The sequence below is a fragment of the uncultured Campylobacter sp. genome, assembly GCF_937921625.1.
Classification (GTDB): domain Bacteria; phylum Campylobacterota; class Campylobacteria; order Campylobacterales; family Campylobacteraceae; genus Campylobacter_B.
In genome coordinates this window covers 1-19735 of sequence record NZ_CAKZTI010000004.1, presented here as the reverse complement: position 1 = coordinate 19735, position 19735 = coordinate 1, and the positions used below count along the sequence as shown (strand labels likewise).

Sequence of the window (19735 nt, the reverse complement as noted above, 5' to 3'; positions counted from 1 at the left end):
GCGAACCGCTAAAGAATTTTTTCAGCTACGAGATGGAGCCGCGCGGAAGCGAGGTACGCGAGGACGTGATCGCAGGTACCACCTGCCTAACCGACATCGTAAATCAGTACCTAAACGGCGAGCGCGACATCTATAACGAGGCTTTCGAGCTTGGCATCAAATTTTGCTTTCTAGCCATCGATAACGACGGCGACATGCAGGCGGGCTTTGATCTGAGAAACAAAATCGAGGACGATGAGCTGGAGAGCTGCGGCTCGTTTCTGGAGATAATCGGTGGTGCAACCGGGCAGAGGCACGCATACATCGATCTCATCTGCTACGACGAGGAGAAGCTGAAAGAAAAAGTAAGCGAGCTTTGCAAAAAATATGGCGCAAATATACAAATCCACGACTTTAAGCGGTAGGAGGCTTCGGTTTTTACCGCTATCGAAATTTACGACTTTAGGCGGTAGCGGCCCGCGCACTTTTTTAAACACGCTAAGATAGGTGCGGGCGGTAAAATTTGCCCGCCGCTCCGCCTCGCAAAATAAATTTAAAATTTATCGCGCCGCACGCTTTTCGTTCGGTTTTACCATTTCGCCGACACGCGGTAAAATTGAGCGAGCCGTGAGCTTGCAATATAAATTTTTGGCGATTTAGCAGTAAATTTTGGTAAAATTTGCGAGGTTCACAGCGTAAATTTGCAGCGATAAAATTTTGCTTCGGTTTTAGTACAAAGCGCGCCGATTCAGGAGCTTTTGAAAGATAAAATTTTAGGGAACGACGTGAAAATCACCTCTAAATTTAAAGACAATTATGATTTTATGGTTTCAAAATACGGGCTTGACGAGACGCTTGTTTGCGACCGCAGAAACTCCACTCTCGTCGGCTCTGACGAGCCGTGAAGCTTAGCGAGGGCGATAAAAGGGAGTTTGAAAAATAGATTAACGGGTATCGCTTCATCGGCGGTAAATTTATAAACTGGAGCAAAACTGACGTAAATAAACTGCCGCGCCTGCTTCACTCCGTGATTTTCATCGGCAAAAATTTAGTCCATATCTTCGCCTCTCAGGGTAAAGCTTACACAAGCCTAGAGTTTGACGAGACGGAGCTAAAAGGCAGTATTGCAACGATAGAACCTTGAGCTTTAGCGATGGATTTCGCGCCCATATCGTCTCATGGCTCAGCAAGGTCGGCGAGCAGGCTACACGCGAAGAAATTCTGCAGCTCGTGGCGCTAGAGGGCGACCGCAAAACGACGCTGAAAAATATTGTTCGCGACGATAAAATTATAAGCAAAGATGAAATTTTGAGCGCCCTAATCGTATTTTTTAAGCTCACACAGAACATTCACACCGCGGCGATAAATCCACAGCTTAACGCGATGGGGTTTTATCTGGATGCCGACTTTGTCTGGCAAAGCCTAGTCGAGTTTTTATCCGCCAAAAAGGACGCCTCCGCTCCGGCAGGCACGATACCAAATGATATAAAAATCGCTAGCAAGGGCTTTGACGTAAAGCGCTCGTTTCGCCCAAAAATGAAATAATTCGGCTCGCGTAGAAATAATCCATGCAAATCGTCGCCAGAATTTATCCCTCTTTACTTCGCTGTTTTGACGCGCCTCATAAATCGAGCGAAATTTTTATAAATTTTTATAAGTTTCGACGAGCAAGCGCACGAAAGCTTAGGCGCAAAATAAAACGCGGATAAAATTCCGCAAAAGCTCTTTTGCAAAATTTTAAAAGAATTAAAATATTTCCTTGAGGAATTTTAAAATTCCGCATAAGGCAAATTTACAAAAATCTCGTGAAAAATATGGAATTTCGTGAAAATTCCGCAAAATTCTAAAATTTTACCGCAGCGACGTCCATCGCGCGCATTAGCCGCAGCATTTGAACGTGTTCGAAAACGTCGTGCGTGCGGATGATCGCGGCGCCGTTTAAAGCGGCAACCTGGTGCAGATACAGCGAGCCTGCGAGCCTATCCTCGACCGCGGAGGGGCTGTAAAAATCGATAACGCTCTTTCTGCTCGCGCCTACAAGCAGCGGGCAGCCGAAGTGCAAGAAATGCTGCAAATTTTTAATCAGCACTAAATTTTGCTCGGCGGTCTTACCAAAGCCGATGCCCACGTCAAGGATGATCTTTTTAAGCCCCGCGCTTTGCAGCTGCTGCAAATTCTGCGCAAAAAACTCATCGATCTCGCCCATCAGATCGTCATATTTGGGCGCAAGCTGCATATTTTGCGGCTTTCCTTGCATGTGCATCAGCACGTAAGCGGCGTCATAGCGAAGCGCAAGCGGGGCAAGAGCGAGATTTGCGCTGATGTCGTTAATGATACTAAAGCCCCGATCTAGCGCAAATTCCAAACAATACTCATCGAAGCTATCGAGGCTAAATTTAGCCTTTTCATGCAAGCCTAGGCGGTAAATTTCGCTCACGACATCCTTTATGCGCGCAAACTCCTCATCCCTGCCGCAGTACTGGCTGCCCGGGCGCGAGCTCACGCCGCCGATATCGATGATAGCAGCACCCTGCTCGATCATCTTTTCGATCTTATTGGTCGCCTCTTTTAAGCTTGCCACGCGGCTTGCGGGGTTGAAGCTATCGGAGTTGATATTGACGACGCCCATTATTTCGCAGCTTTGCGGCTTAGCAAATTTCTCGCTTAGAAATTTCGCGAGCTCTTTTAGCCCGAAATCCTGCAGCGCTTCTTTTTGCGCCAGAACTTCGATCTGGCGGTCATTTGCGATCAAAACCGCGTCCGTATCATCGCGCCCTAGGATCACCCCTTCGTTGCACGCAAGCTCGGCGCCGATACTAAGGGCATCCTGTTTTAAAATATTCGCCGCGGGCGCTCGCAGATCTTTTAGATAGAAAAAGTTTAGGCGCGATTTTTTCTGCATTATCGCCCGTCCTGCATTTCGCACGCCGATGCGCTCGCAAATCAGCGCAAAATCGGCCTCGTTTGAAATTTTATAAATTTTCATCTTTTCTCCTCGATCATCAACAGCAACGGAGTAAGCACGGCATGGGCTTTGGCGTTATGCTCGGCAAGATAACTCAAGCGGTCAATCCGCTGCAGCTCATCGCCGCTTAGCCTGACGCCCGCTTCGAAGCACTCTAGCGCGATCTCGCCGATGAGCGCTTTTAGCGCCGTTTTGTTCAGCTCGCCCTTGCGCTCCAGCGCGATCTGCGCGTCGATAAACTCCACCGCTTCCTTTAGGCTTAGCCTGGTTAAGTTTAGCCCGGTGCGGTATCTGGGCTTTCGCACGCAGAGGTTTTGCACCACGAGGCGCGAGCGGATGGTGGGCAGCAGGGCGTTGATGAAGGGGGTGATCAGGAAAAACACCGTATTTTTAGGCGGCTCCTCTAAAATTTTAAGCAGAGCGTTTTGCGCCTCCTCGCCGAATTTCGTAGCGGCGATGACGATAATCTTATCCTCGCGCTCGGCGACGTAGGCTTCGTCGATGATCTTTCGCGCCTCGTCGATCTTAAGTTCGACGCTTTCGAAAAACCTTAAATTTTTGCGCGGAATTTCGGCTAAAATTTTATCTTTAAAGCCCTCATAATCGTTCGTTAAAACGATCTGATTTATGATTTTCAAAGCACCACTTCGTCAAAAAGCACGGCGTCAATGCTTTTGTCTAAAATTTTAAAAAGCTGGATAAGTTTGAGATCCAGGCTAGGATCGCTCTCGCTCATGTAGAAGCTGTTTTGCAGCCTCTCGTCGATGAGCCACAGATAGCTGTCCTCGTGGCTTTTGGCGATCTTGGCTAGCGGATGGTTGCCGTTACCGATGTAAAAATATATAAAGCCGTTGGCAAACGCGAGGCTTAACATATCGTTTAGCAGCAGCGCATCCTCCAGGCTATTTACGCCGCCGCGATAAAGCGAGCGTAGCGAAAAAAACGGTAGCAGCGGGCGGGAGTTGGTAGAGGAGTTGATCTTTTTGATGATATATTCGCTAAACCAGCTTCGCTCATCGTCGCAGATGACGATGAAAGCAAAGCCGTCGTGGAGGAATTTTAGCTTTGATGCTAAAAGTGGCGTCCAGTCCTCCTTGCGATCCTCGAGCCACTCAAGTCCGGGCTCGGAGCGCATCGCCGTGACGCTCCAAGTGTGCAGATCCTGCATTATTTATCCAAATCGTAGGCTTTATGCAGCGCGCGCACGGCAAGCTCGCCGTATTTGGCCTCTACGATCATCGAAATTTTAATCTCGCTCGTGGAGATCATCTGGATATTTATCCCCTCATCCGCAAGCGTCTTAAACGCCTTGCTGGCTATACCGCTGTGGCTTTTCATACCTACTCCGACTAAAGATACTTTGACGATATCGGCGTCCGATTCGATGATGGAATTCGGATTTGGATTTACCTCTTTCATTACCGCATAAGCAATCTGCAGCTCGTTTTGCGGCACGGTAAAGCCCAAATTCGTCTCGCCGTTTCGTCCGATATTTTGCACGATCATATCGACGTTGATCTCCTTGCTCGCAAGCGCGGAGAAAATTTCAGCCGCGACGCCGGGGCGATCCTCTACGTTTCTAATCGTAATTCTTGCTTGATTTTTATCCAGTGCAATGCCGCTAATTACCGCATCTTCCATCTTTTCTTCTCCTGTTATGAGTGTTCCTTCATGATCGTTAAAACTGCTTCGCGTCACCAAATTTACGTTTAATTTCTTCGCAAGCTCGACACTTCGATTTTGCAAAACCTTCGCTCCCAAGCTCGCAAGCTCAAGCATCTCGTCGTAACTGATGCGATCAAGCTTCTTAGCCTTTGGCTCAATGCGCGGATCGGTCGTATATACGCCGTCTACATCGGTGTAAATTTCACACAGATCGGCATTCAGCGCTCCTGCGACGGCGACTGCGCTAAGATCGCTCCCGCCTCGCCCGAGCGTAGTTACTTCGCCTGCGGTGCTGATACCCTGAAAGCCCGCGACGACGACGATTTTACCCTGTTTTAGCGCCTCTTGCATGCTTTTTGGATCGATAGAGACGATGCGAGCTTTGGTGTGAAAATTATCCGTCACGATACCCGCACCACGCCCGCTAAACGCGATCGCAGGGTAGCCCTTGGCGTTTAGCGCGATAGCTAAAAGTGCACTCGTAACGCGCTCGCCCGAGCTTAGCAACACGTCCATCTCTCTGCCTATGGGAGTTTTAGTAAAAAATTCCGCCTGCTCGATGAGCTGATTGGTAACGCCGCTCATCGCAGAGACGATTACCGCGACATCGTGTCCTTCGTTTTTAGTCTTTATCACGCGCTGCGCGACCGCCTCGATCCGCTCTAGCGTGCCGACGCTCGTACCGCCGTATTTTTGAACGATCAGCATTAAATGTAACCCTCCTCCTTAAAATATTTTAAAACCGTCGCGTAAATCGGCTTTTTGAAGTGATTTACGTGCCTTAAAACCTCATTCGCGCCTACGAATTTAAATGCGTCGAACTCCGGAAGTTTAGTATTGATGTTTATATCGGCTAAGCTTCGCAATCTCACCAAAAAATACCTTTGAATTTGCCCGTCGTATGGGCGCATCTTTTGGGCTACCCCATCAGGAAAGTCGTAGCTAAGCCACTTTGGGCACTCAGCGATGATATCGACTTTGCTTGTTCCGATCTCCTCACCTAGCTCTCTGCGGATCGCCATCTTAGGCGTCTCACCATCATCGATACCGCCTTGAGGAAACTGCCAGGCGCCTTTGATGTCGCTTCGTTGCGCGATTAAAATTTCGCAATTAAACGGATACGAGGGCGAAAGTACGATTGCAGCGACATTCGGTCTGTAATTTTTCTCTTTTTCCATCTCGTTTTCTCACAAAAAATTTCTCAAAATTCTACCTAAAAATATTAAAATTTGCGTTAAGAGGCTTAAAATTTATATAAATTTTCAAATTAATTCGCTAAATTTTGTGACATAAATTTAGCCCATAGGACCGACCTTGCACATCTACATCCACGTGCCGTTTTGCACCTCCAAATGCCCGTATTGCGCCTTTGGCTCCTTTAGCGATAAGTTTAGCCTCGCAAAAAGCTACTTTCGCGCGCTAGAGCTTGAAGTGCGCGACTTTTTGGCAAAAAATCCGCACGCGCAAATTTCGACGCTTTTTATCGGCGGAGGCACGCCAAGTGCCGTGGATGCGGGGCTTTACGACGAAATTTTTGCGCTGCTCGCGCCGCGTTTTGCCGCCAAAGCCGAAATCAGTTCTGAAGCTAATCCGAACTCCGCTAGCCCCGCTTGGCTTAGGGCGATGCGAAAGCTCGGCGTAAACCGTATCAGCTTCGGCGCGCAGAGCTTCAACGACGCCAAGCTAAAATTCCTCGGTCGCGCGCACAGCGCCGCGCAGATTTTTCTAGCGGTGCAAAATGCCAAAACGGCGGGCTTTGATAATATAAATTTAGACCTCATCTATGCGAGCAAATTTGACGATAAAAGGAATTTAAAATTTGAAATGGCCGAGTTTGTGCGCTGCGAAGTGCCGCATCTAAGCGCCTATGCGCTAAGCCTTGAGGAAAACACGCCATTTTTCGGGCGCGAAAGCTTTAAAAAGGAAAGCGCGGCTCTGGCTAAATTTCTCTTTGCTCTTGCAGCGAATAGCGGCTTTAGCCAGTATGAAATTTCAAATTTTGTCGCGCGTGGACTGCGCTGTAAGCACAATCTCGCCTACTGGCGCGGCGAGGATTACGCTGGATTTGGGGCATTTGCGGTCGGAACTAGCGCTCAGGTGCGCCTTAGCTCGCCTACGAATTTACAAAGTTATATTGCAGATCCGCTGCAAAAACAGCGCGAAGCCCTAAGCGCGCAGGATAAAAAGCTCGAGCGCATATTTCTTGGGCTGCGCTGTATTTTAGGCGTGGACGCGCAAATTTTAAACGCCGCGGAGCTAAGTAACGCGCAGCTGCTCGTGCGGGCAAAAAAGCTGAAATTCGGCGAGGGTAAATTTTATAATCCTAACTTTTTGCTCGCCGACGAGATTGCGCTTTTTATCACGCAAAGCAGCCAAAGCTGGCGCTAAATTTAAGATTAATGAAATTTTAGTTACAATACGCCACTTTTTACGTTAGGAAATTTTATGTTTGGTATCAGTATGCCTGAAATTACGGTCATTTTAATCATCGCGATAATCGTGCTGGGGCCCGAAAAACTCCCAAAAGTGCTGGTCGAGCTCGCGAAATACTTCAAAGTCATCAAAAAAACCATCAACGACGCAAAATCGAGCTTCGATCAGGAGCTTCGCATCGCCGAGCTCAAAGAGGACGCCAAAAAATATAAAGAGAGCATCACGCAAGCAAGCGAGGGTGTGCGCAAAAAGCTCACGTTTGAGGAGCTCGACGAGATCAAAGGCGGTATCGACTCAGTCAAAGAGACGCTAAATGCGGGGCTAAAAGACGCGGAAAGCTCGCTTAAAGAAACGCTTAGCTCGGACGCCGCCAAAGACGTGCTAAACTCCGCGAAAGTCTCGGCACAAAAACAAAATGGGACGGCAAATTTAAAGTCAAATTCGAGCGGCGAAAATTCCGCGCAAAGCTCGGGCGCCGCGAACTCTGCGCAAGGCTCCGCCGGCGACGCAACAAATTCTAGCACCGGAGGCAAAGACAAAAATTCTAGCGTCGAAAACGAAAGCGAAAATTCCATGCCGAGCGCGGGCAGCGCAGAAAATTCCGCGCAAAATACGAATGCAAGCGGTGAAGCGAAAAACGGCGCGCAAAATGCAAATTTAAACGGCGATGCGCAAAATTCTATGCAAAATTCCGCGCAAAATAACGATACGCAAAAATCATAATGAGAGAGAAATTTAATGTTTGAAGAGCTAAAACCCCATCTAGCCGAGCTTCGCAAGCGCCTAGTGATCTGCGTGCTGTCCGTCATCGTCCTTTTTATCGCGTGCTTCGGCTTTTGGGAAGATATTTTAGGCTTTATGACCCGCCCGCTAGTGCGCGTGCTTCCTAAGGGCAGTGAGATCATCTTTACCCAGCTTGGCGAAACGTTTTTTACCGCGATGAAGGTATCGTTTTTCACCTCGTTACTTCTAGCGATGCCGATAATTTTCTGGCAGGCGTGGCTTTTCATAGCGCCCGGGCTTTACGACAACGAGAAAAAATACGTCATCCCCTTCGTTAGCGGCGCGAGCATTATGTTCTTTTTAGGCGCGGCGTTTTGCTATTTTTTCGTAATCCCCGTCGCGTTTAATTTCTTGGTAAATTTTGGCGCCAAGCAATTTACTGCGATGCCTACAATCGGCGAATATGTAGGCTTTTTCGCTAAGCTCGTCGTCGCATTCGGCATCAGCTTCGAGCTTCCGGTGATGACCTTTTTTCTCGCCAAGATCGGGCTTGTGACGAACAAAAGCTTAAGCGATTTTTTCCGCTACGCAATCGTCATTATTTTCATCTTTGCAGCGGTGATGACGCCGCCGGACGTGCTTAGTCAGTTTATGCTCGCAACTCCGCTAATTGCGCTTTATCTGCTTTCGATCTTCATCGCCAAAATGATAAATCCGTATAAGCCTGAGGATGACGAAAGCGAAAATTCCACGGACGTAGCGCAGGCGTGAGATGGCGGATCTAAATTTAGTTGGCAGCTACGATTACGAGCTTCCTAGCGAGCTCATCGCAAGCGCGCCCGTGATGCCCAAACAAAGCGCGCGCCTGCTAATCTACGACCGCGCCAAGCAGCAGATCACTCACGCGCACTTCGGCGATTTGGCGGATGCCCTGCCGCCCTGCGATATTATTTTCAACGACACGCGGGTGATTAAGGCGCGCCTATTCGGTCACAAAAACAGCGGCGGCAAGATCGAGCTTCTGCTAAACTCACCACTTGAGGGCAATAAATTTAGCGCCTATATTCGCGGCAGCGTCAAAGCTGGCAGCGAATTAAAATTTCAAAGCGGTCTTGAAGCGCGCGTTTGCGAGCTGATGGAGGGCGGGCTTCGCATCGTGCAGTTTGAGCGCGGCGGTAAGGCTTTAAACACCCACGATATTTTTGAAATTTGCGAACGTATCGGCCATGTGCCACTGCCGCCGTATATCAAGCGCGCCGATACCAAGCAGGACGAGAGCTGGTATCAAAGCATCTTCGCGCGCGAGCAAGGCGCCGTCGCCGCACCCACCGCGAGCTTGCATTTTGATAGCGAGATGATTGCGGATTTGCGCCGAAATCACGAGATTCACTTCATCACGCTGCACGTGGGCGCAGGCACCTTCAAGCCCGTGGAAGTAGCGGATCTGCGCGATCATAAGATGCACGGTGAGCTCTACTCTATCCCGCCGCAGACCGCGCAAATTTTAAAAAGCGAGCGAAAAATTTTAGGCGTGGGCACGACCGTTACGCGAACGATCGAAAATTTTGCGCGCAACGGGCAAAGCAGCGGGATCTGCGAGCTGTTTTTACACCCGGGCAATCCGCCGATAAGACAGAATTTTTTGCTTACGAACTTTCACCTACCCAAATCCACGCTGATAATGCTCGTGGCGAGCTTCATCGGCCTTGAGCGCACGCTTGAGCTCTACCGCATCGCAGTGGAGCAAAGATACCGCTTCTACTCCTATGGCGATGGGATGCTTGTGCTATGAAAGCCGTGGTTTTAGGCGCGCTAGCAATATTGGCTGCGACGGCAGGCTTTGCGGCAAGAAAACTTTTTGCTAAAAAGCCCGCCGTAAGCGGCAAAATTTTCTCCGCTGCGCCTAAAGCCAAAGAAAGCGATTCCGTCGTGCCTAGACGCGAGGATATCGCGCAGATCGATATTTTAAAAATTTTAAAATTCCAAAGCGAAATTTTATTTGAGGAGTGCACGAAATACGATAGCACGCTCTATCTTAGCTTCCCGCCGCAGCTACCGCGCATTTACGGCGGCGAAGTGCTAAATCTCACTAGCGCGGTATTTGACGCGTGCGAGTTTTTTCTGCAAAATATTGCTGAACCGATCCGCGTAAGCGTGGAATTTAGCAGTAAGGAACTTAGAGCGAATATGAGCTCCGTCAAGCTCGATGTTCGCGTAGGCATCGATCGCGAGCTAAAGGATCCGCGCACCTATGCGCTTAAAAGTGCACTGGAAAGCGCCGCTAGCACGGATGATGAGTATCTTACTTCGGCGCAGACACATTTGCGTACACTCGGTTCGCATCCGAGTATTGGAGCCGACGGGCGCGGAACCTTTATCAAAATGGATGCGGTACTTAGCTGCTTTGCGCAAAAGCAGGATTTTAGCGCTAAAAAATACGACTACAACGTTATCATCACGCATAAAAACCGCGCGATCTTCGAGGAGCTGCGAGATTTTTTGAACGGGCTCGGTTGCGACGTGATGCCAAACTCCAACTGGGAGAGCGCGAAGAGACATCTAAACGACTTCATCTACGTAGCCGACGTCGTCATCCTTGACGCCGAGATCCTGCGCGCCAATATAAGCGAAATAAACTACCTCAACGCGCTGGAAAAAGACGGGGTGTTTTTCATATTTTTACTTAAAAACAAACACTCGCTCAAGGTTCTGGAGGGGCTAAGCTTTAAATTTTTCAAGCTCGAGATGCCATACTTCTACGACGAGTTTTACGCCACGCTCGACATCATCGAAAAGATCAAAAACGATGAGAATTTCTTGGGGCTGTAGCGAACAGGCAGCGATAAATTTAAAACCGAAGAGATTGAAGTGCTATATTTTGACTTAGATTGGATCAAGGGCAATATAAAAGATAGCGAATATGCCTTAAGGCAGCAGCGATACGAGGCGTATTTAGCAGGGCTGCATAAAAATATGCATACGCTAGAAAGAATTTTTGCGGGCATAAGCTTCAACGATGCGCTATTGCTACCCAAAAAGCAAATTAATGAAAAGTTGCATTTGAAATTTTACATCGGAGATTTGCAAAATGGATATTATGAACTAAAATGCGTTATGAGCTCGGATCAAAGATGCGGCGCGGCAGCAGGCGAAATAATAACGAGCGAGATATTTTACGAAAATGGCAATTACCGCTTCTCTTTCATCCTTACCTGCCTGAAGGAATACACCGTTAATTTCTCCAGTATAGATAGCCTTAAATTTAACGCGATTTCGCAGAAAAAATACCACTTTGAGCATAAGAAATTTAAACTTTCATAGAAAACCGCGCGCCCAATCGGTCGCGCATAAAATTTACCCATAAAGATCGCGCCCTTAAATTTATCCCGCTTGCAAGCCGCAAACAGCGTAAATTCCGTCGCGTCTTGCAGCTAAATTTATTAAATTTAACATAGTCCGCGCACAAGCAAGTTTATTTTGTCCGCTTACCTCAAAAACGCTCAAGCTCCATTTTTAAAATTTACGCCTCAAGCGGACTTAAGATATTTTACAAACGGCATAATCTGTTTTGAAGCACGCCCGATAAGACGCATATAAAGCGAGTAAATTTAAGAATTTAGTGCGGATGGCTTGGCTTGCTATTTAAATTTTATCTTTCGCTCTCTTTTTTAGCCTTGACCGCCTCATAAAGCTCGTCGATCGAGGTCGCGGACGAGCCAGAGTATTTCTGCGCCGCTCGCATAGTCTTTTTGCCCCATTTACCGTCAATCGTCACGCCGTAGTCGCTAAACATCAAATTACGTTGGATATAATAGACTTTATCTTGCTACGTCATATTTTGTTGCTTCTGCACTTTGCGCTCAGCATCCTTTGCCTGCTCTCTCTCATAAACGGCATCAGCCGCTAAATACCCCATAGTCAAACTTACCGCAAGAGACGCAATTATCATAAATCTATTATTCGTATTGCATATAATAATTACATATAATAACCAGGTCGCGATACAAAATACTATATATCCTGCGGCAAAAGCAATAGTGGCACTAAAAGCGCTGAAAATAACCATAGCGGCAGCGATTAAAATCGCTACCGCAAGCCCTTCAAGTGAAGTAGCTACCGCAATAATGAGACCTAATAAAAAGTCCATAAGCAACCTTTAAAAATTTAAATAGCGAGACTCTCCGATTATAAATTCAATCGGAGAGTTTTAGAATTTAACCGCCGATTAGGCGATGAAAAATATGCAAGACTATTCGACATGTTCCATAGTCCTATGAAATTCCGGGCTATGATCTCTTGCTAGCGCAAAAGAATATAAAACCAAAATCGTACCGATAGAGATAAGAAAAACATCTTGAATTAAAAAACCAAATCTTATAAGGACACGTATTCCAAAAACAAGACATACCACGCCTATTAAAAATTTCAAGAACCATGCTCTACTATAAGATATCTCCGCCTGACATCCGCTACATACGACCGCACCGTATTTGATGTCATCTTTGCCGCAAAAAGGACATTCCAAATATTCCGCCTGCCCATTCTCTGCCATAATTTCTCCTTTGAAAAAATATAAGTGGAATTATATATATAAGAGCGAGCTTAAATTTTAAAATTTAGAGTTTAAAATAGGGGGAATTTTAGCGGCTTTGTACCGCTAAAATTTAAAGATTTTCGAATGGATTTACGACCACGTCTTTGCGATCGACGATATAAGGTATAAGGGCTGCTTGGCGCGCGCGCTTGATAGCCTTTTCTACCATCTCTTGGTATTTTTTACTAGTGCCGGTTAAGCGGCGTGGCATAATCTTAAAGCGCTCGCTTAGGCAGTGCTTTAGCAGCGCCGTGTCCTTATAATCGATGAATTCGATCTTTGCCTCCGTAAATTTGCAATACTTTCTAGTATATTTTCTCTTATCTGCCATGATTTTTCCTTAATTAAAATGGGATCGTGTCATTGCCGTCATCGTATTTATCGGCATCGACGTCGACTTCTGGAATCGTACTTTCGTAACTCTGCTCTTTTTGTTTAGGCGCATTGTAATCGTTTTTTGTGCCTCTAGAATTTGAGTTTTGTCTATTAGCATAGCTATTTCCGCCGCCGTAATTACCGTAGCTAGAATTTCCGCCGCCGTAGCCGCCGGAGCTTCCGCCATAATTGCCGCCCTCGTAATTGCCGCCTTGATTATAGCCGCCGCTTCCACCTTGATTACTTCCTAGCATCTCCATCGTATCTACGCTGATGGAGTGCTTGCTTCGGTTTTGTCCGTTTTGATCCTGCCACTGATCTAGCTTTAAGCGGCCTTCGATCAAAATTTTACTGCCTTTTCGCAAGTATTGGTTTGCGATCTCGGCCGTGCGACCGAAAAAATCTATGTCTATAAAGCACGTTTCTTCGCGTTTCTCGCCGTTTGAGCTATTGTATCTGCGAGTGACGGCGATACCGGTTTTGCCTACGGCAGTGCCCGTTTGCAGATATCTAAGCTCGATATCTCGGGTCAAATTACCTACCAAAACTACTTTATTAAACATATTTTATCCTTTATTCGCCCTCTTTGGCTGCTTCTTCAGGCTCTTTTGGCTCTACCGGCGCTTTTGGCTCGCGCTCTTTTTTCGCAGGGCTTAGTTTGATGCCTTTGCTTAGCTTGTCCCAAGCGGAAATTTCGCGCTTAGTCTCATATTTGACGGTCAAAAATCTAATGATATCTTCGGTGATGCGCAGATTTCTAACAAGCTCGGAGATCAAGTTCGGCTCGGCCTTAAAATAGATTACGAAATAAACTCCGCGCTCATATTTGTCGATCTTATAGGCTAGCTTTCTAGCGCCCATTTCGATCACGGAAGCGATCTCTCCGCCGTTTTTGGTTATGATTTCTTTGACGAAATCGACTTTTGTTTTAACTTCATCGTCGGTAAGCGTGGGCTTAACGATGAATAAAACCTCGTAGTTTCTCATAAATTCTCCTTATGGATTTTAGCTCGCAAACGGTGTCTGCGGGCAAGGATTTTGCAAAAAATGCGAAGAGATATTACTAAAATTTCACTTAATATTTGCTTTTTGCCCGAGCGAACTTAGCAGCATGCGCTGCAACCTCAAAAACGACGCGAGCAAAAGCTCGTCCTTCGCCGCGTTCTTTTCGCTTTTGAGTTCAAATTCCAAATCGTTTAAGTGAGCGAAAATTTTATAAAATGTTCGCGTTGAAAAGTTGGTGGCGTAGCGCTGCATCTGTGCGGCCACGGAAGGGGGCGGCTGATAGCCCAAAACCGCCTTAAAATCAAATCTGCCGTTTATTTTCACGTAAGCATGCAGGCGAAAAATTCTATAAATCAAGCGGTAGAAATAATTTATCAGCTCCATTTCGTTGTATCCGCCGCCCAGAGCCATTTTGTAAAAATCTACGCGAAAGTCGCAAAGGCTAAAAATTTTATCGAAAAGCTCGTCGTAGCTTACTTCGCTAAGGCCATAAACCATCAAATTTACGTTTTGCAGGTTAAGCTCTAACCCCAAACTTGCAAATTTTTCTATCTCGCTCGCGCTTAGGCTCAGGCTTTCGTTGTGGATGGCGTAGATCCTGCTAAGCGCGGCGGTGTTTGCAAAAAGCCCACACATCTCGCATTTTTGCGCAAGCAGCGCTATGGCTTCGTTTACGCCCGAGGGTTTGAAAAATCTGACCTCGTTTCGTTCAAATTCCTTGATAAAATCCGCACTCACCGAAATTTCGCTATCGTTTAGCTCATAAATTAGATGATTGTTCGCGTCCGCCTTGCACAGCGCGATGAGCCTTCGTAGCTCCTCCTTTTTGATGAGCGAAGCGGTTTTGATGTGAAGCGTGTTGCTGCCGCCAAAAAGCGAGGGCTCCAAAAAGCTTCGCGCCTGCTCAAAATCATACTCCAAAAAATACAAACTCAAAAAATTATCCGCGGCGTAAATTTTCTTCAATCGCTGCGCGTAAAGCTCGTTTGAAAAATCGTCTCCACCGCGCAAAAGCACGAAATTCGGCACCCTGCCGCTTGCGATAAGCCCGTCAAATTCTTTCCTATACATCAGATCTTCTTTACCACTCTGCCTAAAATCACTCCGCTAGCGACATTTGCGTCCGTAATCTCGACTAGCACGGGCGTTAAAATGTCGCCGGCGAAATTTGAAACCAAAATTTTAGCTCCCTTTAGCTTGTCGTCGAGCTTTGCAGTGACGGAATTTCCGTTTTCGTCGATGTAGCAGCGAAATTTTTTGCCCAAATTCTCCGCGGCCCAGCGCGCAAATTTTCGATCCATAAAATCAAACGCGACCTTATCCGCCTCGCGCTCAAGCTCATTTAGCCGCGCACACGTCGCGTCTATGTTTAAAAGCAGGTAATTATAAAATTTCTCATCCCCCCTCATCTGCGCCTTTAGTAATCGGTGCAAAATGAGATCGGAATAGCGCCTGATCGGGCTTGTGAAGTGCGTGTAGTTATCAAATCCGAGCCCGAAATGCCCGCGCGATTCGGATCCGTACTCGGCGCGCTTTTGAGCCTTGATGATGAGTTTATCGACCTCCTCGCGGATACCCATAGTATCGGCTTGCGCTTGGATTTCGCCGATCATCTTAGCAAGGTTGCTCTGATAGGGCGCGTCGATGCCAAACAGCGCCAGATCGTCAAGCAGAGCGTAAATTTTTTTAAGCTCCGCCGAGCCGTGATTTCTAAAAACGCCCCGCTCGATGCGCGCCGCGGCGGCTTTGTTGGCTAGCAGCATACAATCCTCGATGAGCTTGTGCGACGGAGTGTCGGTCTCAAAGCGGGTGGAGTTTATAAAACCGTGCTCATCAAGCGTGATGCGAAGCTCCTTGGTGCGAAAATCAAATCCGCGCTTTAGCCTCGCGCGGCGCAGTCGCTCGCAAATTTCATTAAGCGGCAAGAGCCAGCTTAAAATTTCGGGCTCGCACGCCTTGCGGGTGCGTAAAATTTCATCGACCTCGTCGTAATTGTAGCGGCGTTTTGATCTTATGATCGCTTCGAAAAGCTCCTCTTTTTGCGGGTTTAAATTTTCATCTAAAGCGATCTTAAAAACAAAGGCCAGTCTCGGCAGATCTGGCATCAACGAGCAGATGTTTTCGCTAAGCTCGCGCGGTAGCATCGGCACGGAGCGGTGCGGGAAGTAGATCGAAAAGCCGCGAAATTTCGCCTCCTTATCGATCGGCGAGTATTCGCTCACGTATTCGCTCACGTCGGCGATCGCGACGTAAAGCGTGCGCTCTTTTACGTCAAAATAGATCGCGTCGTCGAAGTCCTTGGCATCGATAGGATCGATGGTGCAAAAGGGCAGATGCTGCAAATCTACGCGCTGCGGATACAGCGCCTCGTCCACTTCGCTGCCGAAGCTCGCGGCCTGCTGCTTGCACGCTTCGTTAAATTCGTCGTTTTTATCGTAGATCGCTAAAGAAATTTTCTCATCGACGAAGGGATCGGCTAGGTTTCCGATCACCTCGGTAATTTCGTTCGTTAGATTATCGATCTTTAAAAGGGTATTCGGCGGCAGTTGCTTTAGCGATTTTTGCGTGGCTTTGAGCGGATTTGCGAGACCGGTTTTGACGTTCACGCCTAAAATTTCGCGCCCGAAGCTTTTGGTATAAACCACGCTCGTTAAAAATGCGGGCTTGACGCACATCAGCACTTTTGCGTGCAGGCGGGACTTTCTTGAGCTTAAAATTTTTGCTAGGATCAGATCGCCCAGATGCACGCCGCTTAAATATCTGTTTTCGATGATGAGATCTGCCTTGAAGCGATCGTCGAAGCTTTGTAGATAGCCCGTACCGTCGCGCGCGATGTCGAGCCTGCCGAAAACATAGCCGTCGTTTAGGTAGAGCTTGCCCTTGTGCGCGCTGATAGCGCCGATATTTAAGAGGTTGCGCACGAGCTCCTTTTGCTCGCCGCTAAGATCCTTTTCAAATACGCCCGAGTTGAAGGCGCGCAGGAACTCTCTCATATCGAAATTTCGCCTTTAGCCTCTAAAAACGCTTCCTGCTCGAAGCCGAACTCGACTAATAAATTTAAAGCGTTGTCGATGCTAAGCTCGTCGAAGTGATGGTAGATATTGACCGCGGTTTTGGCGATCTTTAGCATTGCATAGCGGGATTTGTTCTCAAAAGGCGCGTCATCGGGGACGTTTGAATACAGCGCGTCCTGCGCGATCTGCTCTAGCCCGAAATGCGCAAATAGCGCGTGCGAGACGCTTTCGCGGTTCGTGCCGGTAAATTTCATCTCCACGTCGGTAAAATCCTGCGGAAAGATCGAGCCCTTGATGGCATGGTAAAATTCCTCCGCCTTGCCCGCAGCGCACACCTGCTCGTCGATAAAAACCCGCCCGAACTCCACTAAAATCACGCTTGAGAGGATACTTTGCTCGATCTGCGGATAGGATTTGATCCACGAAAACATAAGCAGATTTCGCAGCAGCGAGACCTGCGTAAGCTTTTCGCGATCGATGCGATACGCCTGCAGGCTCGGCTTTAGCATCTCGTCAAATACCGCGAATAGAAAAAACGCCCGCATCTGCTCGCGCCCGTAAAGCTCAAAAGCTCGCTGTAAATTTAGCGTCTTTAATGCCGCGGCGCCCCGCTCTTGTCCCTGCTCCTGCACTCTCCCGCATTCTCGCTCCTGTTTTTGCTGCTGCGCTTGCCCCTGCTCCTGCTCTCGTTCTTGCTGTTGCGTTTGTGCGGCTTGCGTAGAGATACTCGAACCTAGCGCGCAATCAGCTCTCGCGGCGGCGTGTTGATTTTGTGGCGGCATATCGCTCGCGGCTTGCGAGGGGTTAAATTTAAAATTCTCGTCGCTGCAGTTCACGCCGTTTGCGCCATTTGAATGATTAAATTTAAGACTATCGCCCTGTTTTGCTAAGTCTGCGCCTTTTTGCTCGCTCGAGGTGCACTCGTTTTGCTGCCGCTCGTCTGCGGCGTCTTGCAAGCCGTGCTTTATAGGCTCCGTACCTTGGAGATCGCACCGCTCATCTGTAGCGGCAAAATTTTGCCTCGCGAGCCCTTCGGCGCTAAATTTAGACAAACCGCAAAAGGCCAAATCTAAAATTTTATCCGCGAGGGGGACGTTTTTTGAAATTTGCAAAGCGAGCCTGACATCCGAAACGTCCGCGTCAAACGATGCTAAAATTTTTAAAATTTCATCTCTAAAGCCCGCGAGCGCGTCTATTTTTTGGGTTATAAATTTATTCATTTTAAAAAGCCGTTCAATATAAATTTCGCACAATCATATCAAATTTTAACTCAAATTGCAAAGCAAAACGCCGCCGTTGCGTCTAAATTCCGCTTCGGCTCGCGGGCTTTTGAAGTGCTTTTTTTGCGTTTGAAAATCGCAGATTAATCCGCCCGTTTATCGTGACGGCAAACCTAAAATTTCATCCGCTGTTTTATAAAATTTTAATCCCCTTTCGTATAGAATGCATCGAAATTCCGTTTATAAAGAGCCCAATTAAAACAGAAGTTTGAAGAGCCAAAAAGACTTAAAAACCGAAAATAATTTTAAGATGCTCAAGCTAATTTTAAAATTTCACATAAATTCAAGCCGATGAATTTATATGAAATTTAATGACGAGCTAAGATATAGAGCAATAAAATATTGCTACTAAAAAAGTTCTTTGGGCTTTACAAATTTGCATATGTATTTTTATAAGGGTTAGATATGCGCAGTATAGTATTTCTTTTCATAATACCCGCTTTTTTTACCATAAGCTTTTTTGTCGCCTTAATCGCCCCTAAAGGCAAACGCAAACGTTTTTGGCTTTTTGTTTGGTTTTTGGTTTTCTTTAGCGACTTTATCCTACTTCGAGTTGTTATGGCTTATTATGATTTTAAATATGCCAAGATAAGTGTCTACGAAAAGCCCACCATACACGCTTACTATGCAGGAGAAAGAGAAATAGTCAAATGGAATAGAAGCGGTTTTCCTTTGATAGATCCAACCAATTGGCTAAATTTCCCTGCAAGTACGACCGATGCGAATTTCATATCTTTGATAAACGGCTACGTAAATTTTATAGACTACAAAGAAAAAAGCGAGAATCCTATTACAAACGGTAAATACTTTAGAATTTATCTGGATGACTATACCGCAAAAGAGTGCTTTTTATCAGCCAAGTTAAGCACAAGTGGCTTTTTAAAGAGTATCCCGATAACATATGAAGAATTAAATATATTTTTTAATCAACTGCAACCAAATCATGAAAGCGAGGATAAAATAATCAGAGAGATAAAATCATTACTTGATGATAGAAATGCCTCGACGATAGATATAAAACCGTCTAAAATATTAAGCTACATAAAATACAATATGAAAGATCTCAAGCAAATTTACAAAGACAAATGCGTAGCTCGTAAAGAAATCAATGAAGATGAGATAGCGCCTATCGAGCTCGTAGCGGAAGATCTATATCATCTCTTAGAACTAAAGCCCGACATAAAACCTCATGTATTGACAGATATGTTATATATTGATTTTAACTACGGTGCCGTGATCAAAGATAGATATACCGGTAAAATTCTAGCAGATAACGTATATATGAGCATTGGATACCAAGGGATAGCGGGTGAAATCATAAGGGCATATGGCGGCAATCCCGGGAGTACAGATTTTTGCGATAGTGGCAGGGAGAAGTATTTGGATATATGTAATCAAAAGATGATAGAAGAATTCTTCAGAAAGGATAGAAAATGAGAAAGTTTGAGGCGCTAAAAACATATGCAGAGCCACTATGGGCGGGGTATAGGGGATTGAACAATTAACAAGCTGTGGTATAAAAAAGACTGCCATGGATTTTGGATTTAACCGAGGGCAATTCAGATCAAACAGATCCAAATATCAAATTTGCAAATTTAAATTTACTAATTGTGTGAATTTGTAAAGTAAGTTTAAATTTGTAAATTTAATAAATTCAGTATCAAACGTACTGACCGAGTTTAAATTCGAAAGTTAAACTTTA

Annotated in this window: 23 protein-coding genes and 1 pseudogene; 10 read left to right on the top strand and 14 right to left on the bottom strand. The window is 46.5% G+C overall.

What is annotated here, in order from left to right; all coding sequences use genetic code 11:
- The 3 genes from Q0101_RS00410 to Q0101_RS00400 all read left to right on the top strand — a co-directional run.
- A partial coding sequence (locus Q0101_RS00410; protein WP_297941403.1) for a hypothetical protein occupies positions 1-404 on the top strand: 404 nt, incomplete at its 5' end.
- 333 nt (positions 405-737) lie between these two features.
- Positions 738-884: a hypothetical protein gene (locus Q0101_RS00405; RefSeq protein ID WP_297941401.1), complete on the top strand. Its 147-nt coding sequence runs from the start codon at positions 738-740 to the stop codon at positions 882-884.
- 235 nt (positions 885-1119) lie between these two features.
- Positions 1120-1524: a hypothetical protein gene (locus tag Q0101_RS00400; protein ID WP_297941400.1), complete on the top strand. Its 405-nt coding sequence runs from the start codon at positions 1120-1122 to the stop codon at positions 1522-1524.
- A 298-nt stretch (positions 1525-1822) separates the two neighbouring features.
- Here Q0101_RS00400 and folP read toward each other — a convergent pair whose 3' ends face one another.
- The 5 genes from folP to Q0101_RS00375 are packed head-to-tail and all read right to left on the bottom strand — an operon-like array spanning position 1823 to position 5787.
- Complete coding sequence (folP, locus tag Q0101_RS00395) at positions 1823-2965, bottom strand: dihydropteroate synthase (protein ID WP_297880856.1); 1143 nt, start codon at positions 2963-2965, stop codon at positions 1823-1825.
- Entirely contained in the window at positions 2962-3582 is a 621-nt protein-coding gene (locus Q0101_RS00390; RefSeq protein WP_297941398.1) for a DNA polymerase III subunit delta', read from the bottom strand. The genes folP and Q0101_RS00390 overlap by 4 nt, the downstream gene beginning before the upstream one ends.
- Positions 3579-4112: a HobA family DNA replication regulator gene (locus Q0101_RS00385; RefSeq protein WP_005873254.1), complete on the bottom strand. Its 534-nt coding sequence runs from the start codon at positions 4110-4112 to the stop codon at positions 3579-3581. The genes Q0101_RS00390 and Q0101_RS00385 overlap by 4 nt, the downstream gene beginning before the upstream one ends.
- The gene (locus Q0101_RS00380; RefSeq protein WP_297941396.1) at positions 4112-5317 is read right to left on the bottom strand and encodes an aspartate kinase; all 1206 of its coding nucleotides are present in this window, start codon (positions 5315-5317) and stop codon (positions 4112-4114) included. The genes Q0101_RS00385 and Q0101_RS00380 overlap by 1 nt, the downstream gene beginning before the upstream one ends.
- The gene (locus Q0101_RS00375) at positions 5317-5787 is read right to left on the bottom strand and encodes an RNA pyrophosphohydrolase (RefSeq protein ID WP_005873256.1); all 471 of its coding nucleotides are present in this window, start codon (positions 5785-5787) and stop codon (positions 5317-5319) included. The genes Q0101_RS00380 and Q0101_RS00375 overlap by 1 nt, the downstream gene beginning before the upstream one ends.
- A 136-nt stretch (positions 5788-5923) precedes the next feature.
- Between Q0101_RS00375 and hemW the strand changes: the two genes are divergently transcribed.
- The 6 genes and pseudogenes from hemW (at position 5924) to Q0101_RS00345 (ending at position 11086) form a co-directional block, all read left to right on the top strand.
- Positions 5924-6997 (top strand): radical SAM family heme chaperone HemW, encoded by a 1074-nt coding sequence (gene hemW / locus Q0101_RS00370; RefSeq protein ID WP_297941395.1) that lies wholly within the window; start codon positions 5924-5926, stop codon positions 6995-6997.
- A 57-nt stretch (positions 6998-7054) separates the two neighbouring features.
- A pseudogene (tatB, locus tag Q0101_RS00365) lies at positions 7055-7324 on the top strand (Sec-independent protein translocase protein TatB); the annotation flags it as partial.
- Positions 7325-7780: 456 nt separating this feature from the next.
- Entirely contained in the window at positions 7781-8536 is a 756-nt protein-coding gene (tatC, locus tag Q0101_RS00360; RefSeq protein WP_297941393.1) for a twin-arginine translocase subunit TatC, read from the top strand.
- Between the two features lies 1 nt (position 8537).
- Positions 8538-9557 (top strand): tRNA preQ1(34) S-adenosylmethionine ribosyltransferase-isomerase QueA, encoded by a 1020-nt coding sequence (queA, locus tag Q0101_RS00355; protein ID WP_297941392.1) that lies wholly within the window; start codon positions 8538-8540, stop codon positions 9555-9557.
- Positions 9554-10594 carry a hypothetical protein gene (locus Q0101_RS00350; RefSeq protein WP_297941390.1) on the top strand — a complete coding sequence of 347 codons (1041 nt, stop codon included), beginning with the start codon at positions 9554-9556 and terminating at the stop codon, positions 10592-10594. The genes queA and Q0101_RS00350 overlap by 4 nt, the downstream gene beginning before the upstream one ends.
- A 39-nt stretch (positions 10595-10633) precedes the next feature.
- Positions 10634-11086: a hypothetical protein gene (locus tag Q0101_RS00345; RefSeq protein WP_297941389.1), complete on the top strand. Its 453-nt coding sequence runs from the start codon at positions 10634-10636 to the stop codon at positions 11084-11086.
- 328 nt (positions 11087-11414) lie between these two features.
- On the opposite strand, the gene Q0101_RS00340 is transcribed toward Q0101_RS00345, so the two are convergent.
- The 9 genes from Q0101_RS00340 to Q0101_RS00300 all read right to left on the bottom strand — a co-directional run bounded on the left by Q0101_RS00340 (position 11415) and on the right by Q0101_RS00300 (position 17973).
- Entirely contained in the window at positions 11415-11558 is a 144-nt protein-coding gene (locus Q0101_RS00340) for a hypothetical protein (RefSeq protein WP_297941388.1), read from the bottom strand.
- A 33-nt stretch (positions 11559-11591) separates the two neighbouring features.
- A complete protein-coding gene (locus Q0101_RS00335) occupies positions 11592-11912 on the bottom strand; it encodes a hypothetical protein (protein ID WP_297941386.1) in 321 nt (106 codons plus the stop codon).
- A gap of 102 nt (positions 11913-12014) precedes the next feature.
- On the bottom strand, positions 12015-12317 hold the full coding sequence (locus Q0101_RS00330; protein ID WP_297941385.1) for a hypothetical protein: 303 nt from the start codon (positions 12315-12317) through the stop codon (positions 12015-12017).
- 112 nt (positions 12318-12429) lie between these two features.
- Positions 12430-12690 carry a 30S ribosomal protein S18 gene (gene rpsR, locus Q0101_RS00325; RefSeq protein ID WP_295151385.1) on the bottom strand — a complete coding sequence of 87 codons (261 nt, stop codon included), beginning with the start codon at positions 12688-12690 and terminating at the stop codon, positions 12430-12432.
- Between the two features lie 13 nt (positions 12691-12703).
- Positions 12704-13297: a single-stranded DNA-binding protein gene (locus tag Q0101_RS00320; protein WP_297941383.1), complete on the bottom strand. Its 594-nt coding sequence runs from the start codon at positions 13295-13297 to the stop codon at positions 12704-12706.
- A 10-nt stretch (positions 13298-13307) separates the two neighbouring features.
- Positions 13308-13721 (bottom strand): 30S ribosomal protein S6, encoded by a 414-nt coding sequence (rpsF, locus tag Q0101_RS00315; RefSeq protein ID WP_297941381.1) that lies wholly within the window; start codon positions 13719-13721, stop codon positions 13308-13310.
- Positions 13722-13805: 84 nt separating this feature from the next.
- Entirely contained in the window at positions 13806-14810 is a 1005-nt protein-coding gene (locus Q0101_RS00310; RefSeq protein WP_297941380.1) for a DNA polymerase III subunit delta, read from the bottom strand.
- Complete coding sequence (locus Q0101_RS00305) at positions 14810-16732, bottom strand: ribonuclease R family protein (protein ID WP_297941379.1); 1923 nt, start codon at positions 16730-16732, stop codon at positions 14810-14812. Before Q0101_RS00305 ends, Q0101_RS00310 begins: the two co-directional genes overlap by 1 nt.
- Complete coding sequence (locus Q0101_RS00300; protein WP_297941378.1) at positions 16729-17973, bottom strand: hypothetical protein; 1245 nt, start codon at positions 17971-17973, stop codon at positions 16729-16731. The genes Q0101_RS00305 and Q0101_RS00300 overlap by 4 nt, the downstream gene beginning before the upstream one ends.
- 732 nt (positions 17974-18705) lie before the next feature.
- Here Q0101_RS00300 and Q0101_RS00295 point away from each other — a divergent pair.
- Positions 18706-19470: a hypothetical protein gene (locus Q0101_RS00295; RefSeq protein WP_297941377.1), complete on the top strand. Its 765-nt coding sequence runs from the start codon at positions 18706-18708 to the stop codon at positions 19468-19470.
- Positions 19471-19735 lie beyond the last annotated feature (265 nt).

Coding starts and splice junctions, on each gene's coding strand:
- folP (WP_297880856.1), bottom strand. CDS start 2,965: ATGAAAATTTATAAAATTTCAAACGAGGCCGATTTTGCGCTGATTTGC.
- Q0101_RS00385 (WP_005873254.1), bottom strand. CDS start 4,112: ATGCAGGATCTGCACACTTGGAGCGTCACGGCGATGCGCTCCGAGCCC.
- Q0101_RS00380 (WP_297941396.1), bottom strand. CDS start 5,317: ATGCTGATCGTTCAAAAATACGGCGGTACGAGCGTCGGCACGCTAGAG.
- Q0101_RS00375 (WP_005873256.1), bottom strand. CDS start 5,787: ATGGAAAAAGAGAAAAATTACAGACCGAATGTCGCTGCAATCGTACTT.
- tatC (WP_297941393.1), top strand. CDS start 7,781: ATGTTTGAAGAGCTAAAACCCCATCTAGCCGAGCTTCGCAAGCGCCTA.
- queA (WP_297941392.1), top strand. CDS start 8,538: ATGGCGGATCTAAATTTAGTTGGCAGCTACGATTACGAGCTTCCTAGC.
- Q0101_RS00350 (WP_297941390.1), top strand. CDS start 9,554: ATGAAAGCCGTGGTTTTAGGCGCGCTAGCAATATTGGCTGCGACGGCA.
- Q0101_RS00340 (WP_297941388.1), bottom strand. CDS start 11,558: ATGTTTAGCGACTACGGCGTGACGATTGACGGTAAATGGGGCAAAAAG.
- Q0101_RS00335 (WP_297941386.1), bottom strand. CDS start 11,912: ATGGACTTTTTATTAGGTCTCATTATTGCGGTAGCTACTTCACTTGAA.
- Q0101_RS00330 (WP_297941385.1), bottom strand. CDS start 12,317: ATGGCAGAGAATGGGCAGGCGGAATATTTGGAATGTCCTTTTTGCGGC.
- rpsR (WP_295151385.1), bottom strand. CDS start 12,690: ATGGCAGATAAGAGAAAATATACTAGAAAGTATTGCAAATTTACGGAG.
- Q0101_RS00320 (WP_297941383.1), bottom strand. CDS start 13,297: ATGTTTAATAAAGTAGTTTTGGTAGGTAATTTGACCCGAGATATCGAG.
- rpsF (WP_297941381.1), bottom strand. CDS start 13,721: ATGAGAAACTACGAGGTTTTATTCATCGTTAAGCCCACGCTTACCGAC.
- Q0101_RS00310 (WP_297941380.1), bottom strand. CDS start 14,810: ATGTATAGGAAAGAATTTGACGGGCTTATCGCAAGCGGCAGGGTGCCG.
- Q0101_RS00305 (WP_297941379.1), bottom strand. CDS start 16,732: ATGAGAGAGTTCCTGCGCGCCTTCAACTCGGGCGTATTTGAAAAGGAT.
- Q0101_RS00300 (WP_297941378.1), bottom strand. CDS start 17,973: ATGAATAAATTTATAACCCAAAAAATAGACGCGCTCGCGGGCTTTAGA.